This window comes from Pseudomonas lactucae, from assembly GCF_036688725.1.
GTDB classification, from domain to species: domain Bacteria; phylum Pseudomonadota; class Gammaproteobacteria; order Pseudomonadales; family Pseudomonadaceae; genus Aquipseudomonas; species Aquipseudomonas lactucae.
In genome coordinates this window covers 68254-82824 of sequence record NZ_JAQQPT010000023.1, presented here as the reverse complement: position 1 = coordinate 82824, position 14571 = coordinate 68254, and the positions used below count along the sequence as shown (strand labels likewise).

The following is a 14571-nucleotide window of genomic DNA, read 5'->3' as shown; positions in this document are numbered from 1 at the left end:
TTCAGTGAGTAGCCGGGATAGGATCCAATCCTCTGGGCGTTAGATAAGAGCGTTGGCGCGGGGGCGTCAATGGCGGCCAAGGGCTAAACGGCGAGTTGGAGAAGATTCAGAAGGTTCTGACTGGGCCGGGGCGTTTCAGACGCAGATGGCGGGATGTTTTACAGTGTGGAATGAGGACTTCCTGTAGGAACGCGCTTGTGTGGGAGCATGCCTGTCGACACGACATCCGTAGCAGCTGTCGAGCCCTGGCGAGGCTGCGTTTGCGGCGTGCCTGACACACCGCCGACGCAGCCTCGCAGGGCTCGACAGCTGCTACTCGGAGGCGCTTCAGTGGGCGAGGAATTTGCTCAAAAACTGCCGGGTGCGTTCTTCCCTGGGGTTGGCAAACAGCGCCTTGGCTTCGCCCTGTTCGACGATCACGCCCTTGTCGAAGAAGATCACCCGGTTGGCCACGTCCCGGGCAAAGCTCATTTCGTGGGTGACGATGACCATGGTGCGGTTCTCTTCGGCCAGGCTGCGGATGGTCGCCAGCACTTCGCCGACCAGTTCCGGGTCCAGCGCCGAGGTGGGTTCATCGAACAGAATCACCTCTGGCTCCATGGCCAATGCACGGGCGATCGCCACGCGCTGTTGCTGGCCTCCGGACAGGCGTCGTGGGTAGGCGTTTTCCTTACCCGCCAGGCCAACCCTGGCCAGCAGGGTGCGACCCAATGCGAGGGCGGCCTCGCGTGGCATCTTCTTGACCACGGTGGGGCCTTCGATGACGTTTTCCAGCGCGGTGCGGTGTGGGAACAGGTTGAAGTTCTGGAACACAAAGCCCACATGCTGGCGCAAGCGCCGCACCAGGCTTTGCTGCTGGTTGAGCGGTTTGCTGCCGTCAATCTGGATGTCGCCCACCTTGATGCGACCGCTGGTGGGTTCTTCGAGGAAGTTGAGGCAGCGCAGGAAGGTGGTCTTGCCGGAACCGCTGGGGCCGATGATGGCGACGACTTCGCCTTCCTTGACCTCAAGGTCGATGCCGTTGAGCACCACCTGACCGTTGAATTGTTTGGTCAGCTTTTCAACCACGATCATGCTTCAAGGCTCCAGGTCATGCCGGTTGACCCGGTCTTCCAGACGATTTTGAAAATACGCCAGGATGCTCGCCAGCACCCAGTAGATCAGGGCGGCGGACAGATACATGGTGAAAATTTCGAAGGTGCGCGCCGACACCAGTTGCGCCTGGCGAAACAGCTCGGGCACCTGGATGGTGGCGGCCAGCGCCGTGTCCTTGACCAGCGAAATAAAGCTGTTGCCCAACGGTGGCAGGGCAGTGCGCATGGCCTGCGGCAGGATGGCCCGGCGCAGGGTTTGCGCGCGGGTCATGCCGATGCTGGCGGCGGCTTCCCACTGGCCGCGCTCGATGGAGGCGATGGCGGCCCGCAGGATTTCACAGGCGTAGGCGGCCATGTTCAGCGAAAAACCGATCATGGCCGCCGGGATCGGATCCAGCTCGATGCCCACTTGCGGCAAGCCGTAGTAGATCAAAAACAGCTGTACCAGCAAGGGCGTGCCGCGAAAGAACGACACGTAGACGCGGGCGGGCAAGCGCAGCAGCTTGAAGCGCGACAGGCGCATCAAGGCCAGGCCGAAGCCCAGCAGCAAACCGAAAAACATCCCGCCCAGGCTCAGGATCACCGTGTAATACGCGCCCTTGAGCAGAAAGGGCGCGGAGTCCAGCGCGAGTTGGAAACTTGCTTCCATTATTGAGTGACGTCAGCGTTGAAGTACTTCTCGGAGAGCTTTTTCAAAGTGCCGTCGGCGCGCAGCTTGTCGAGGGCCTTGTTCACCGCGTCCAGCAGCTCAGGCTCGCCTTTGCGCAGGGCGATACCGGATTCCTGACGCGAGAAGGCGTCGCCGGCAGCCGCGGTGTCCGGGGCTTTCTTGGCGTATTCCAGAGCGGCCAGGCGGTCGATCAGGATGGCGTCGATACGGCCGACTTTCAGGTCCTGGAACTTGGTCGGGTCATCGTTATAGGTCTTGATGATGGCTTTGGGTTGGTTGTCCTTGAGCCATTGTTCGTAGTTGGTGCCCAGGCCTACGCCGACTTTCTTGCCGGCCAGGTCATCGGCGGTCTTGATGGTATCGACGTTTTTCTTCAGCACCAGTGCCTGGATACCGGAGACGGTGTAAGGCTTGGAAAAGTCGTACTTCTTCTTGCGCTCTTCAGAAATGGTCACCTGGTTGACCACCGCGTCCAGACGTTTGGATTCCAGGGCCGCGAGGATGCCGTCCCATGGTGTGGCCTGCAGCTTGACCTTCACGCCCAGCTCCTTGGCCAGGGCTTCGGACAACTCCACTTCGAAACCGCTGAGCTTGCCGCTCTCATCGACGAAGCTGAACGGCGGGTAGGTGCCTTCCAGGCCGATCTTGATCTCGCCGGCCTTCTTGATGTTGCCCAGTTGCTCACCGGCAACCGCCTGGCCCAACCACCCGGCGCCGAGCGCCAGACCCAATGTGCCAACCAGCAATGTGCGACGGAATGCGGAAATAGTCATGAGGAGCCCCTGTGTTTTTATGTTGAGCGAAGCAGGTGACGCGGTAGGCGTATCCTGCCTTAAAGCGCGAAGCGCGTCTTCGCCTTCGGCGCGATGATAAAGGCGGTTTTTAAGACTTGAAAATAATATAAATCTTAATTCATATTCTTTTTATGAATATAAGAAGGTCCATTCAGCCCGCGTTTATTCACTTGAAAACCGAGTCATAAGCAAACAACGCCGGCGTCCCACCGGTGTGCAGGAAAATGATTGGCCCATCTTCAAAGCGTTGACGCCCGATGCCGTCCAGCAGACCGGCCATGGCCTTGCCCGTATAGACCGGGTCCAACAGCAGGCCTTCCTGGCTGGCCAACAGTTTGATCGCGGCCAAGGTGCCGGCGTTCGGTTCGCCATAGCGCGGGCCGAAGTATTCGTCCCACAGGATTACCTTGAACGCTTCGGGGATATCCACACCCAGCAACTCGGCCGTGCGCTCGGCCAGCCCCTGCACTTTCGGGCGCTGGGCTTCGTCGGTGCGCGACACGGTGATGCCCACCACTGGCAGATTCGGCAGCGCTTCGCTCAACGCCAGTGCCAGGCCGCTGTGGGTGCCGGCGCTGCCGGAGGCCAGGACCACCGCAGCGAATTCCAGGCCGCTGTCTTCGATCTGCGCGGCCAGCTCCAGGCCCGCGCGCACATACCCCAATGCACCGAGGGCATTGGAGCCACCGATGGGCACCAGGTAAGGCTTCTTGCCGCTGCTGCGCAGGCGATCGGCGAGAGCGTTGAGCTGGTCGTCGACGTTGTCGAGGTTTTCCACCAGCTCCACCTTGGCGTCGAACAACTCCAGCAGCAGGCGGTTGCCGTTGTGCAGGTAGTTGGCGTCGTCGGTGTCGGTGGGGTTTTCCAGCAGGGCGGCGCAGCCCAGGCCAAGCTTGGCCGCCAGTGCGGCGGTCTGGCGTACGTGGTTGGACTGGATGGCGCCGGCGGTCACCAGGGTGTCGGCGCCCTGGGCGATGGCATCGGCCGCCAGGTATTCGAGTTTGCGCAGCTTGTTGCCGCCCATGGCCAGGGGCGTAGTGTCATCGCGCTTGACGTAAATGTCCCGGCCCAGCCAGGTCGACAGCCGTTCGAGTTTTTCCAGGGCAGTGGCGCCGCCCAGCAGTTCCAGACGGTTAAAGCGGTCGAGCTGTTGCTTGATCATGGCTACGCACGGTTGTTGAAGGGATGGAGCGACTATAGGCAGGCACTTTTCATCGGGCAACCGTCAATCGCTTATGCCCGATGGTTCTGAGCATCACACCATTGGTTCTTAAGGCCGGCCTGGGTGGATACCGTAGAGTGATGGGCATTTCGTCAGGAGTGAAAACCGTGAGTGAGCGTTCCAGTCATTGGCAATTACAGACCATCGTCAGCCAGCTGCGCGGCGCCCGTGACCAGTGGCGAACGCGCAATGGACGCTTGAGTGGCGAGCACGGCGGCCGGGAGTTGCCGTCGCGTGAAGCGGTGGCGCAGATCCTTGAAGCGTTGTGCGGTGCGCTGTTCCCGATGCGCCTGGGGCCGGTGGACTTGCGCGAAGAAAGTGAAGACTTCTACGTGGGCCATACTCTCGATGTGGCGCTCAATGCCTTGCTCGCCCAGGCCCGCCTGGAACTGCGCTACGCCGCGCGCCAGGGTGGCGAGGACGACAGCCGGATCGGCGCTCATGCCATCCGCCTGATCCAGGATTTCGCCCTGGCCTTGCCGTCGCTGCGCAGCCTGCTGGATACCGATGTATTGGCCGCCTACCACGGCGACCCGGCTGCGCGCAGCGTGGACGAAGTGCTGCTGTGCTATCCGGGGATCCTGGCGGTGATTCACCATCGCCTGGCCCATCACCTGTACCGCGCCGGCTTGCCGCTGCTGGCGCGGATCATCGCGGAAATCGCCCACTCGGCCACCGGCATCGATATCCACCCCGGCGCGCAGATCGGCCCGAGCTTTTTCATCGACCACGGGACCGGTGTGGTGATCGGCGAGACCGCGATCATCGGTGAGCGGGTGCGCATTTACCAGGCCGTGACATTGGGCGCCAAGCGCTTCCCGGCGGATGAGGACGGGCAGTTGCAGAAGGGCCATCCGCGGCATCCGATCGTCGAGGATGATGTGGTGATCTATGCCGGGGCGACGATCCTGGGGCGTATCACCATCGGCAAGGGCTCGACCATTGGCGGCAATGTGTGGCTGACCCGCAGCGTGCCGGCCGAGGCGAATATTACCCAGGCGAATTTGCAGCATGATGATGGGGCGCAGAAGTAAGGATCCTGCACAAATCCCCTGTGGGAGGGGGCAAGCCTCCCTTCCACAGTTGATTGCATTGCAGATTTTTACCGGATTTCTCCCTGCAATCGCTGAACGATTGTCCTCCCCCGCCCGTCATACCAATCCTTGAGCTAGCGTAGGAATTGTCTACCGCTCAGCCCTGCGATTAGTCCAAAACTGCCTATTCATGTTTAACTTGAACGTTCGTTCAAGTTAAACCCGGTGGTTCGCTGCCCGCTCACAACAGGAGGCTTACCTTTGCTGAGTCCGTTTTTTACAGCCACATCCTTCAACCTCGGGGTGCATCGTTCATGAGTGCATCGTCCACCCCTGCCAGCGGCCTGGTGCGCATGAATGCGCCGGTCTTCTACTTTGCCGCTACCTTCATCCTGCTGTTCGGCATCACCGTCATCGCTATCCCGCAACAGGCCGGCGCCTGGCTGCTGGCCGCGCAAAACTGGGCGGCCAATACGGTCGGCTGGTACTACATGCTGGCGATGACCCTGTATCTGGTCTTCGTGGTGGTCACCGCGTTATCGGGCTACGGCAAGATAAAACTCGGTGCCGACCACGACGAGCCCGAATTCAGTTACCTGTCCTGGGCCGGCATGCTGTTCGCCGCCGGGATCAGCATCACGCTGTTTTTCTTCTGTGTGTCCGAGCCGCTGACGCACCTGGTGCAACCGCCCCAGGGCGCGCCACTCAACGCCGACGCCGCGCGCCAGGCCATGCAGGTCCTGTTCCTGCACTGGGGCCTGCACGGCTGGGGCGTGTTTGCGTTTGTCGGCATGGCCCTGGCGTATTTCGCCTACCGGCATAACCTGCCGCTGGCGTTGCGCTCGGCGCTGTACCCGCTGATCGGCAAGCGCATCAACGGCCCCATCGGCTACGCGGTGGATGGCTTCGGCATCATCGCCACGGTGTTCGGTCTGGGTGCCGACATGGGCTTTGGGGTGCTGCACCTCAACTCGGGGCTGGACTATCTGTTCGGCATCGCCCACACCCAGTGGATCCAGGTCGGCCTGATCACCCTGATGATGGGCGCGGCGATCCTGGTCGCGGTGGCCGGCGTCGACAAGGGCGTGCGGGTGATGTCCGACATCAACATGCTGCTGGCCTGTGCGCTGCTGCTGTTCGTGTTGTTCGCCGGGCCCACCCAGCATTTGCTCAACACCTTGATCCAGAACATCGGCGACTACCTCGGCGCCTTGCCGACCAAGAGTTTCGATGTGTACGCCTACGACAAACCCAGCGACTGGCTGGGCGGTTGGACGGTGTTCTATTGGGCCTGGTGGATCGCATGGTCGCCGTTCGTGGGCCTGTTCATCGCGCGGATTTCTCGTGGTCGTACCATCCGCGAATTCGTGTTCGGCGTACTCCTGATCCCGTTGGGCTTCACCCTGGCGTGGATGTCGATCTTCGGCAACAGCGCCATCGACCAGGTGCTCAACCACGGCATGGCGGCGCTCGGTCAGTCGGCTATCGATGATCCCTCGATGAGCCTCTACCTGCTGCTGGAAACCTACCCCTGGAGCAAAACCGTCATCGCGGTGACGGTGTTTATCAGCTTTGTGTTCTTCGTCACCTCGGCGGATTCGGGCACCGTTGTGCTGTCGACCTTGTCGTCCAAGGGCGGCAACGCCGATGAAGACGGGCCGAAATGGCTGCGCGTGTTCTGGGGCGCAATGACCGCGCTGGTCACCAGTGCCTTGCTGTTTGCCGGCAGTATCGACTCGCTGAAATCGGCGGTGGTGCTGACTTCATTGCCGTTCTCGTTGATCCTGCTGCTGATGATGTGGGGCCTGCATAAAGCCTTCTACCTTGAATCGCAAAAGCAGATCGCGCAGTTGCATTCGCTGGCGCCGATCTCGGCCTCGCGCAAAGGCAAGGGCGGCTGGCGCCAGCGCCTGAGCCAGGCGGTGCACTTCCCGTCGCGCGATGAGGTGTATCGTTTCCTCGAATCGACAGTGCGCCCGGCGATTGAAGAAGTGACCGCCGTGTTCGTCGAAAAGGGCCTGAGCGTGGTCACCCAGCCGGACCCGTCCAACGACAGTGTCAGCCTGGAAATCGGCCATGGCGAGGAGCATCCGTTCATCTACCAAGTGCAGATGCGCGGTTACTTCACGCCGTCGTTCGCCCGTGGCGGCATGGGCTCCAAAGAGATCAACAACCGCCGCTATTATCGTGCGGAAGTGCACTTGAGCGAAGGCAGCCAGGACTACGACCTGGTGGGCTACACCAAGGAGCAGATCATCAACGACATCCTCGACCAGTACGAGCGTCACCTGCAGTTCCTGCACTTGGTGCGTTGAGCAAATGGCTCATGGATGTGCGTCGTACCGTTCCTCTCAAGTAGGTCTTTGCTGTAAAAGGAAGGGGCAGACTTAAGCGATTCAGCGGGTTAAAAGGTCTGGGAATAACCTTATTCCCAGGCCTTATTTGCCCCAAGCCCAGAGAGGATTCGATGACGTACATTGCTGCCGAAAACCGCTATGAATCTATCCCTTATCGCCGCGTAGGCCGCAGTGGACTGGTGCTGCCAGCACTGTCCCTGGGGCTGTGGCACAACTTTGGCGACAGCACGCCGATCGACACCCAGCGCGCCCTGCTGCGCACCGCGTTCGACCTGGGGATCAACCACTTCGACCTGGCCAACAACTACGGCCCACCCTACGGCAGCGCCGAGATCAATTTCGGTCGTTTGCTGCGCGAAGACTTCAAGCATTACCGCGACGAATTGATCATCTCCAGCAAGGCTGGCTGGGACATGTGGCCGGGGCCTTACGGCCAGGGCGGCGGCTCACGCAAATACGTGCTGGCAAGCCTGGACCAGAGCCTGCAGCGTCTGGGCGTCGACTATGTGGATATCTTCTACTCCCACCGTTTTGATGCCGACACGCCCCTGGAAGAAACCGCCAGCGCCCTTGCCACCGCCGTGCAACAGGGCAAGGCGTTGTACATCGGCATCTCTTCGTATTCCGGAGTAAAAACCCGTGAAATGGCGGCGCTGCTCAAGGAATGGAAAGTACCGTTGCTGATCCACCAACCGGCCTACAACCTGCTCAACCGTTGGGTGGAAAAAGACCTGCTCGACACCACCGAGGAGCTGGGCGCCGGAGTGATCGCATTCACACCGCTGGCCCAGGGTTTGTTGACCGACAAATACCTCAACGGCGTGCCGGCCGACGCACGGGTCAACCGCCCGGGCGGCGGTTCGTTGCAGGCCAGGCACCTGTCTGAAACCAACATCGCCCACGTGCGCGCGCTGAACGAAATCGCCCAGCGCCGTGGCCAGAGCCTGGCGCAATTGGCGCTGGCGTGGACGCTGCGTGACCCACGGGTGACCAGCGCGCTGATCGGTGCGAGTCGGCCGGAGCAGATTATCGAGAACGTCGGGGCGTTGAAGAACCTGAGCTTCAGTGCCGAAGAACTGGCGGAGATCGATCGGTTTGCGCAGGAAGGCGGGATTAACCTGTGGGAAAAGCCATCGACCGCTGAATAACCTGATAGCACTGGGTCAATGTGGGAGGGAGAAGTCCCTGCCACATTTGATTGCTGGCAGGGGAGCTATGTCGGCACGCGGTTAACTAGCCATTGCTGCCGTCCAGGGATTGATGATATCCACCGCTGTGCCTTCAAAGTCCTTAACGTTCCTTGTTGCGAGTTTTGCCTTCTGGGCACGACAGATTGCGGCTATCTGAGCGTCTGCGAGTCCAACGGGCTTTCCAGATTGTTCGCGAGCGGTCACTAGCTTTGAGTAGTGGACGGCTGCGTAAGCATCGAACGCAAGGATGCGATCGGCAAAGTCGTCTTCAAACATTGCTAATGCATGATTATGTAGGCTGTGCTTACGCTTCCCGTCGGGCAACCGCTCAATGCCATGAAGAATCTCTGCCATCGTAATTGAACTGGTGAACAAATCTTCGGCGGCATGGCTGTCAATCCAACGAAGCACCGCTGCTGCCGGCTCGGGTCGCATCAATTCAGATAAGACATTGGTGTCGAGTACGATCATTCATCGAACTCCACCGTCCTGATGGGGGAATTACGTGCCGGCAAGTCCACATCCAGCCCTCCCGCCTGTGCAAAGCGTGCTTGAATCCTACTGCCCAACCCCCGGCCTTTACCGACGCTCACGAGTGATTTGCGCAAAATAATACGAGCCTCTTCTTCCATGGAATGCCCATTGTGGGCTGCTTCAATGCGCAGAAGCTCTTTGATACCGTCATCTAAATTACGAATGGTAAGGCTCGCCATGTGAATGCCCTCCTGCTCTCAATGAAATCATTGATAGCATAGCGGCTTCTTTTCGAGTGCCGCGAGCCCGCTTATCGGATCGTCAGAACGGTACATCCCCAAGAATCGTCGCCCGATGCATCACCCGCCGCTGCGGCCGGTAATCGTCCACCGCGTAATGCTGGGTCACGCGGTTATCCCAGAACGCCACGTCGTTCTCCTGCCAGCGCCAGCGGATGGTGAATTCCGGGCGCGTCGCGTGGGCGAACAGCAGCTTGAGAATCGCTTCACTTTCCGCCGGTTCAAGCTCATTGATTTTGGTAGTAAACCCTTCACTGACAAACAGCGACTTACGCCCGCTCACCGGATGCGTACGCACCACCGGGTGTGACAATGGCGGGTTTTTACTGCGGGTTTCTTCCCAACGCAGCAGGTCTTCGGCAGTGTTGCCGAAGCGTTCCAGCGGGAAGGATTTGGTGAAGTCGTGGGTAGCCGTCAACCCATCGAGCAAACGCTTCAACGGCTCGGACAACGCCTCATACGCCGCAATGCCACTGGCCCACAGCGTATCGCCGCCGAACGCCGGCAGCAGCTTGGCGCTGAGCACCGCGCCGAGCGCCGGGGTTGGCAGGAAGGTCACGTCGGTGTGCCACACGGCGTTGTCGCGTACATCGGTGACGGCGGTGTCGAGGATCAGTACTTCGGGCTGTTCCGGCACGTTGGGGTAGATCGGGTGGATGTGCAGGTCGCCGAAATTCGCGGCGAATCGCGCCTGTTGCTGCGGCGTGATGGCTTGGTCGCGAAAGAACAGCACCGAGTGGCTGAGCAACGCCTGCTCAATGGCATCGCGGTGTTCGACACTGAGCGGCTGGGTGATATCGACGCCACTGATCTGGGCGCCCAGGGCGGTGCTTAATGGCGTAACGGTCAGGCGGGTCATTTAATGTCCATCACTCAATGTGCCTGGCCATGCCAGGGCACCAGTTTACGCTGCAGGGCGCGCAGGCCCATTTCCATGGCGAAGGCGATCAGGGCGATCACCAGAATCCCCAGCACCACCACGTCGGTGACCAGGAACTGCGCCGCCGACTGCACCATGAAGCCCAGGCCGCTGGTGGCGGCGATCAGTTCGGCGGCCACCAGTGTCGACCAGCCCACCCCCAGGCCGATGCGCACACCGGTGAGGATGTCGGGCAGGGCGCTGGGCAGGATCACGTGGCGAATCAACTGGGCTCGGCTCGCGCCCAGCGATTGCGCCGCACGCAGTTTGGCCGGGTCGACGGTGCGCACGCCGGTCGCGGTGGCGATGGCGATTGGCGCAAAAATCGCCAGGTAAATCAGCAGTACCTTGGACAGCTCGCCGATGCCGCACCAGATCACGATCAATGGCAGATAGGCCAGCGGTGGAATCGGCCGGTAGAACTCGATCAACGGGTCGAGAATGCCGCGGGCGATGCGGTTGGAGCCGATGGCAATCCCCACCGGTACCGCGGTGAGTACCGCAAAGCCCAAACCCAGGCCGATCCGGCTGAGGCTCGCGCCGAGGTGCTGCCACAAGGTTGAGTCCATATAACCGGTGGTCGCCAGCAGCCAGCCTTTTTGCAGCACGGCAGACGGCGGTGGCAGGAACAGGGGTTCGATCAAACCGGTGGCGGTCACGGCCCACCATATCGCCAATAACACGACCAGGGTCAACACGCTGATCCAGCGTGTGCTCAGGCTGCGCCGTACGGGAATGACTGTGCGCGCCGCCGGCTTGACGGCAGTGGCGGGGAGTTCATAGCTGCTCATGCGGACACCTGCCGTTGCGAGAACACCTTGCCCAGTACGTGTTCGCGGGTTTCGATAAAGCGCGGGTCGGACTTGATCGCCCGCGCCGACTCACCGGCCGCGTAGCGTTGACCGAAGTCCAGCTGCAGGCGCTCGACGATCTGGCCGGGGTTGGGCGCCAGCAGGATCAGCTCGGTGGCGAGGAACACGGCCTCTTCGATGTCATGGGTAATCAGCAATACCGGCTTGGCCGTGCGTCGCCAGACTTGCAGTAGCAATTCCTGCATCTGCTCGCGGGTGAACGCATCGAGGGCGCCGAAGGGTTCGTCCATCAGCAATACGCGCGGGTCGGCCGCCAGGGCGCGGGCCAGGCCGACACGTTGTTTCTGGCCGCCCGAAAGCTGCCAGACACGGCGGTTGTCGAAGCCGGCCAGGTCCACCAGGGCGAGCATTTCCCGTGCGCGTACTTCCCGCTGCGCCTTGGGCACGCCTGCCAGTTCCAGGCCGAAACCGACGTTGGCCAGGACGTCCTGCCAGGGCAGCAATGCGTCGTCCTGGAACACCACGCCACGCTCGGCGCTCGGGCCCTTGACCGGCACGCCATCGAGGGTGATGCGCCCGGCGCAGGGTTCGACAAAACCGGCAATCAGATTCAATAGCGAGGTCTTGCCGCTGCCGGACGGGCCGAGGGCGACCAGCAATTGCCGGGGCCCAAGTTCGAGTGAAATATCCGCCAGTACCGGTTCCGGGGCGCCTGGGTACTGTGCGCTGATGCGCTCCAGTTGTAGCAAGGCCATCGCGATGAACTCCTGAATCAGTGAGTGATGAACTTGGCGCTGACGTAAGGGGCGTAGTCCGGCAGCACGGCGTCGACTTTGCCTTGTTCCTTGAGGAACGCAGCCGTGTCGGTCACGGCCTTGGTGGTGGGTGCGCCCAGCAGGGTCACCTGGTCAGTGGCCAGCGGGTAGACATTGCCTTGCAGCAGCAGCGGTATATCACTGGCCTTGGCGCCGGAGAGCTTCACCAGTTTGTCGACGTTGCTTTTGTCGGCGAGCCAGGTTTGTGGGTCTTTGCGGTATTGGGCGTAGGCATCCAGAGTGACCTTGGCGAAGGCCGTGACGATCTCCGGATGTTTCTCGGCAAAGTCTTTACGCACGATCCACGCGTCGAAGGTCGGCGCACCGAACTTGGCCAGCTCGCCAGAGGTGATTAGCACCTTGCCGTTTTCCTTGGCCACGCCCAGGGCCGGGTCCCACACGTAGGTGGCGTCGATATCACCGCGCTTCCAGGCGGCGATGATCGCCGGCGGCGCGAGGTTGAGGATGGTGACTTTCGAAGGGTCGATGTTCCAGTGCTTCAATGCGGCCAGCAGGCTGTAGTGTCCGGTGGACACGAAGGGCACGGCGATTTTTTTGCCGATCAGGTCCTGAGGGCTGTTGATCCCCGAACCGTCGCGCGCTACCAGAGCCTCGGCACCGCCGATCTGGGTGGCGACGAGGAACGTCTCCACCGGCACCTTGCGGGTGATGGCGGCGGTCAACGGGCTGGAACCGAGGTAGCCGATCTGCACATCGCCGGAAGCAATGGCGGCGATGATGTCGGCGCCGTTGTCGAATTTGCGCCAGTCGATCTTGGCGTCAGTGGCTTTTTCGTACGCGCCGTCGGCCTGGGCGACTTTGGCCGGGTCTACGGTGGTCTGGTAAGCGATGGTCACATCCGCTGCCTGGGCAAACAGGCTGGCACCGGCCAGGGACAATGCGGCCAAGAGGCGCAGAGGGGTTAACAGTTTCAAGGGGAAGCTCCTCAATCGTGCGGCCGAGGGTCGGCATGCGAGGAGACTAAATGATCTAAGAATTCGAAAATAAATAACTTTTTCGAATTAGCTTATGGGCGAAAGGTTGAAGCAAATCTTGAGCCTGATGGAGGATTAAATGTGGGGGGGGGCTTGCTCCCGATATAGGTGGTTCAGTCACTGATTGGGTGACGGACACTCTGCTATCGGGAGCAAGCCCCCTCCCATAGGAGACCGTGTAGGTCCTTAGTTGCTGATGGCCAGAATGCTCGCCTGGTACGACCCGACAAACACATCGAAATCGCCTACTTCGTTTTGCTCCAGCTCCGCCTGCTGCGCCAGCGACGCGCGCGCCAGTTCTTCAAAGCGTGCCTGCTCTTCGGCCGCCAGCGGCTCCTTGCGGAAATGCTCGGCGTGCAGCTGGCTCTGATGCAGGGAGAACTGCGCAAAACTCTCCTTACGCTCGGCCATCGCCGCCAACACCTGGGCCGACGGGGTCAAGGACGGGTCCTGGACCTTGGCCAACTGGGCGTCCAGCGCCTGGCTGTGTTCGCCGATGCCATGGCTCTGGTCAAGCAGCGCGGCCAACGGTGCGATCTTCTCCAGCAGCTCGGTGGCCCAGGCCTTCATGTCCACCGACGCACCGTCACGCTGCAACTCCAGGCCCGGACGCCGACCTTCCTTGACCACGCTGAGGAAGTTGGACGTGGCGTTACCGCATTCGTTATTGGCGAACAGCGGGCTGTCATTCAGAGCGCAGTACAGCAGGAACGCATCGAGGAAACGCGACTCCGGCAGGTCGATGCCCATCGGCAGGAACGGGTTGATGTCCAGGCAGCGCACTTCGATGTACTGAATGCCGCGGGCCATCAGCGCCTGGATCGGCCGTTCGCCGGTGTAGGTCACGCGCTTGGGGCGGATGTTGGAGTAGTACTCGTTTTCGATCTGCAGGATGTTGGTGTTGAGCTGCACCCACTCACCGTCCTTGTGCGTGCCGACTTCGACGTAGGGCGCGTAGGGCGTTGCCACCGCTTCGCGCAGGCTGTCGGTGTAGCTCGCCAGGTCGTTGTAGCAAGGCGTCAGGCCGGCCTGGGCGTTGCTTTGATAACCCAGGTCGCTCATACGCAAGCTGGTGGCGTAGGGCAGGTACAGGGTGTCTGCGTCGAGGACTTCCAACTGGTGCGAGCGACCGCGCAGGAACCCCGCGTCCAGCGCCGGTGAGGCACCGAACAGGTACATCAGCAGCCAGCTGTAGCGGCGGAAATTGCGGATCAGCGCGATATAGGCGTTGGACTGGTAATCGCGGTCGGTGCCGACAAATCCTTCAGTCTCCTTGAGCAACGGCCACAGCGTTTCCGGCAGGGAAAAGTTGTAGTGGATGCCGGCGATGCACTGCATGGTCTTGCCGTATCGCAGGGCCAGGCCCTTGCGGTACACGTACTTGAGCTGGCCGATATTGGAGGTGCCGTAGTAGGCAATCGGAATATCTTCCTCGGCCGGCAACGGGCATGGCATCGACGGGCTCCACAGGTATTCGCTGCCGAGCTTGGAATAGGCAAAACGGTGGATCTTGTCCAGGCTGCTCAGGGTATCGGCCGGGTTGGGCAGGGCCGGGGTAATGAACTCCAGCAGCGATTCGGAGTAGTCGGTGGTGATCAATTCGTTGGTCAACGCGGCGCCCAGGGCTTCGGGATGCGGCGTTTGTGCCAGGCGACCCTCACCGGTGACGCGCAGGCATTCACGCTCGATGCCGTGCAGGCAGTGCTCTAGCAGGGAGAGGTGTTCGCGCTTGCCGAGCAGGGCCAGGCGGCGGTTGAGAAGTTCGCTCAAGTTGGATTCCTTCACGCGTCAGTCGCCCCAATATGGGGGTGGGCAGGACGGTCTACAAGGGTGAAGTTAAAACTGGCGTGATCGCCTGGTTTTGAGTCGATTTGACCCGCTACTAATAAGCCTACT

General features: G+C 61.0%; 14 protein-coding genes. 3 read left to right on the top strand and 11 right to left on the bottom strand.

The features are described 5' to 3' along the window. Positions 1 to 327: 327 nt before the first annotated feature. From tcyN to V6M90_RS24155, 4 genes are all read right to left on the bottom strand, one after another. A complete protein-coding gene (gene tcyN / locus V6M90_RS24170; RefSeq protein WP_003171002.1) occupies positions 328 to 1074 on the bottom strand; it encodes an L-cystine ABC transporter ATP-binding protein TcyN in 747 nt (248 codons plus the stop codon). 3 nt (positions 1075 to 1077) lie between these two features. Next, positions 1078 to 1743 (bottom strand): cystine ABC transporter permease, encoded by a 666-nt coding sequence (gene tcyL, locus V6M90_RS24165; protein ID WP_003171003.1) that lies wholly within the window; start codon positions 1741 to 1743, stop codon positions 1078 to 1080. After that, on the bottom strand, positions 1743 to 2537 hold the full coding sequence (tcyJ, locus tag V6M90_RS24160; protein ID WP_003171004.1) for a cystine ABC transporter substrate-binding protein: 795 nt from the start codon (positions 2535 to 2537) through the stop codon (positions 1743 to 1745). Before tcyJ ends, tcyL begins: the two co-directional genes overlap by 1 nt. Positions 2538 to 2724: 187 nt before the next feature. Beyond that, on the bottom strand, positions 2725 to 3720 hold the full coding sequence (locus V6M90_RS24155; RefSeq protein ID WP_042944026.1) for a D-cysteine desulfhydrase: 996 nt from the start codon (positions 3718 to 3720) through the stop codon (positions 2725 to 2727). A 167-nt stretch (positions 3721 to 3887) separates the two neighbouring features. On the opposite strand from V6M90_RS24155, the gene epsC reads away from it, so the two are divergent. The 3 genes from epsC (at position 3888) to mgrA (ending at position 8319) form a co-directional block, all read left to right on the top strand. Further along, positions 3888 to 4814, top strand: coding sequence for a serine O-acetyltransferase EpsC (gene epsC / locus V6M90_RS24150; protein ID WP_003171006.1), 927 nt, complete (start codon positions 3888 to 3890; stop codon positions 4812 to 4814). Between the two features lie 353 nt (positions 4815 to 5167). Further along, positions 5168 to 7129, top strand: coding sequence for a choline transporter BetT (gene betT, locus V6M90_RS24145; RefSeq protein ID WP_179119871.1), 1962 nt, complete (start codon positions 5168 to 5170; stop codon positions 7127 to 7129). Between the two features lie 152 nt (positions 7130 to 7281). Next, on the top strand, positions 7282 to 8319 hold the full coding sequence (mgrA, locus tag V6M90_RS24140) for an L-glyceraldehyde 3-phosphate reductase (protein ID WP_003171008.1): 1038 nt from the start codon (positions 7282 to 7284) through the stop codon (positions 8317 to 8319). An 81-nt stretch (positions 8320 to 8400) separates the two neighbouring features. On the opposite strand, the gene V6M90_RS24135 is transcribed toward mgrA, so the two are convergent. The 7 genes from V6M90_RS24135 to gshA all read right to left on the bottom strand — a co-directional run bounded on the left by V6M90_RS24135 (position 8401) and on the right by gshA (position 14445). Then, the gene (locus V6M90_RS24135; RefSeq protein ID WP_332847251.1) at positions 8401 to 8832 is read right to left on the bottom strand and encodes a type II toxin-antitoxin system VapC family toxin; all 432 of its coding nucleotides are present in this window, start codon (positions 8830 to 8832) and stop codon (positions 8401 to 8403) included. Then, the gene (locus V6M90_RS24130; RefSeq protein WP_003171009.1) at positions 8829 to 9074 is read right to left on the bottom strand and encodes a FitA-like ribbon-helix-helix domain-containing protein; all 246 of its coding nucleotides are present in this window, start codon (positions 9072 to 9074) and stop codon (positions 8829 to 8831) included. The genes V6M90_RS24135 and V6M90_RS24130 overlap by 4 nt, the downstream gene beginning before the upstream one ends. Before the next feature lie 82 nt (positions 9075 to 9156). Further along, a complete protein-coding gene (tauD, locus tag V6M90_RS24125; RefSeq protein WP_141064633.1) occupies positions 9157 to 9993 on the bottom strand; it encodes a taurine dioxygenase in 837 nt (278 codons plus the stop codon). Between the two features lie 14 nt (positions 9994 to 10007). Beyond that, entirely contained in the window at positions 10008 to 10844 is an 837-nt protein-coding gene (gene tauC, locus V6M90_RS24120; protein WP_003171011.1) for a taurine ABC transporter permease TauC, read from the bottom strand. Next, the gene (gene tauB / locus V6M90_RS24115) at positions 10841 to 11620 is read right to left on the bottom strand and encodes a taurine ABC transporter ATP-binding subunit (protein ID WP_003171013.1); all 780 of its coding nucleotides are present in this window, start codon (positions 11618 to 11620) and stop codon (positions 10841 to 10843) included. Before tauB ends, tauC begins: the two co-directional genes overlap by 4 nt. 17 nt (positions 11621 to 11637) lie before the next feature. Further along, positions 11638 to 12615 (bottom strand): taurine ABC transporter substrate-binding protein, encoded by a 978-nt coding sequence (tauA, locus tag V6M90_RS24110; RefSeq protein WP_141064632.1) that lies wholly within the window; start codon positions 12613 to 12615, stop codon positions 11638 to 11640. Positions 12616 to 12861: 246 nt separating this feature from the next. Beyond that, a complete protein-coding gene (gene gshA / locus V6M90_RS24105) occupies positions 12862 to 14445 on the bottom strand; it encodes a glutamate--cysteine ligase (protein ID WP_141064631.1) in 1584 nt (527 codons plus the stop codon). Between the last annotated feature and the right edge of the window lie 126 nt (positions 14446 to 14571).

Bases quoted from the DNA above. Each gene is read 5' to 3' on its own strand.
- tcyN (WP_003171002.1), bottom strand. From the start codon at position 1,074: ATGATCGTGGTTGAAAAGCTGACCAAACAATTCAACGGTCAGGTGGTG.
- tcyL (WP_003171003.1), bottom strand. From the start codon at position 1,743: ATGGAAGCAAGTTTCCAACTCGCGCTGGACTCCGCGCCCTTTCTGCTC.
- tcyJ (WP_003171004.1), bottom strand. From the start codon at position 2,537: ATGACTATTTCCGCATTCCGTCGCACATTGCTGGTTGGCACATTGGGT.
- V6M90_RS24155 (WP_042944026.1), bottom strand. From the start codon at position 3,720: ATGATCAAGCAACAGCTCGACCGCTTTAACCGTCTGGAACTGCTGGGC.
- betT (WP_179119871.1), top strand. From the start codon at position 5,168: ATGAATGCGCCGGTCTTCTACTTTGCCGCTACCTTCATCCTGCTGTTC.
- mgrA (WP_003171008.1), top strand. From the start codon at position 7,282: ATGACGTACATTGCTGCCGAAAACCGCTATGAATCTATCCCTTATCGC.
- V6M90_RS24135 (WP_332847251.1), bottom strand. From the start codon at position 8,832: ATGATCGTACTCGACACCAATGTCTTATCTGAATTGATGCGACCCGAG.
- V6M90_RS24130 (WP_003171009.1), bottom strand. From the start codon at position 9,074: ATGGCGAGCCTTACCATTCGTAATTTAGATGACGGTATCAAAGAGCTT.
- tauD (WP_141064633.1), bottom strand. From the start codon at position 9,993: ATGACCCGCCTGACCGTTACGCCATTAAGCACCGCCCTGGGCGCCCAG.
- tauC (WP_003171011.1), bottom strand. From the start codon at position 10,844: ATGAGCAGCTATGAACTCCCCGCCACTGCCGTCAAGCCGGCGGCGCGC.
- tauB (WP_003171013.1), bottom strand. From the start codon at position 11,620: ATGGCCTTGCTACAACTGGAGCGCATCAGCGCACAGTACCCAGGCGCC.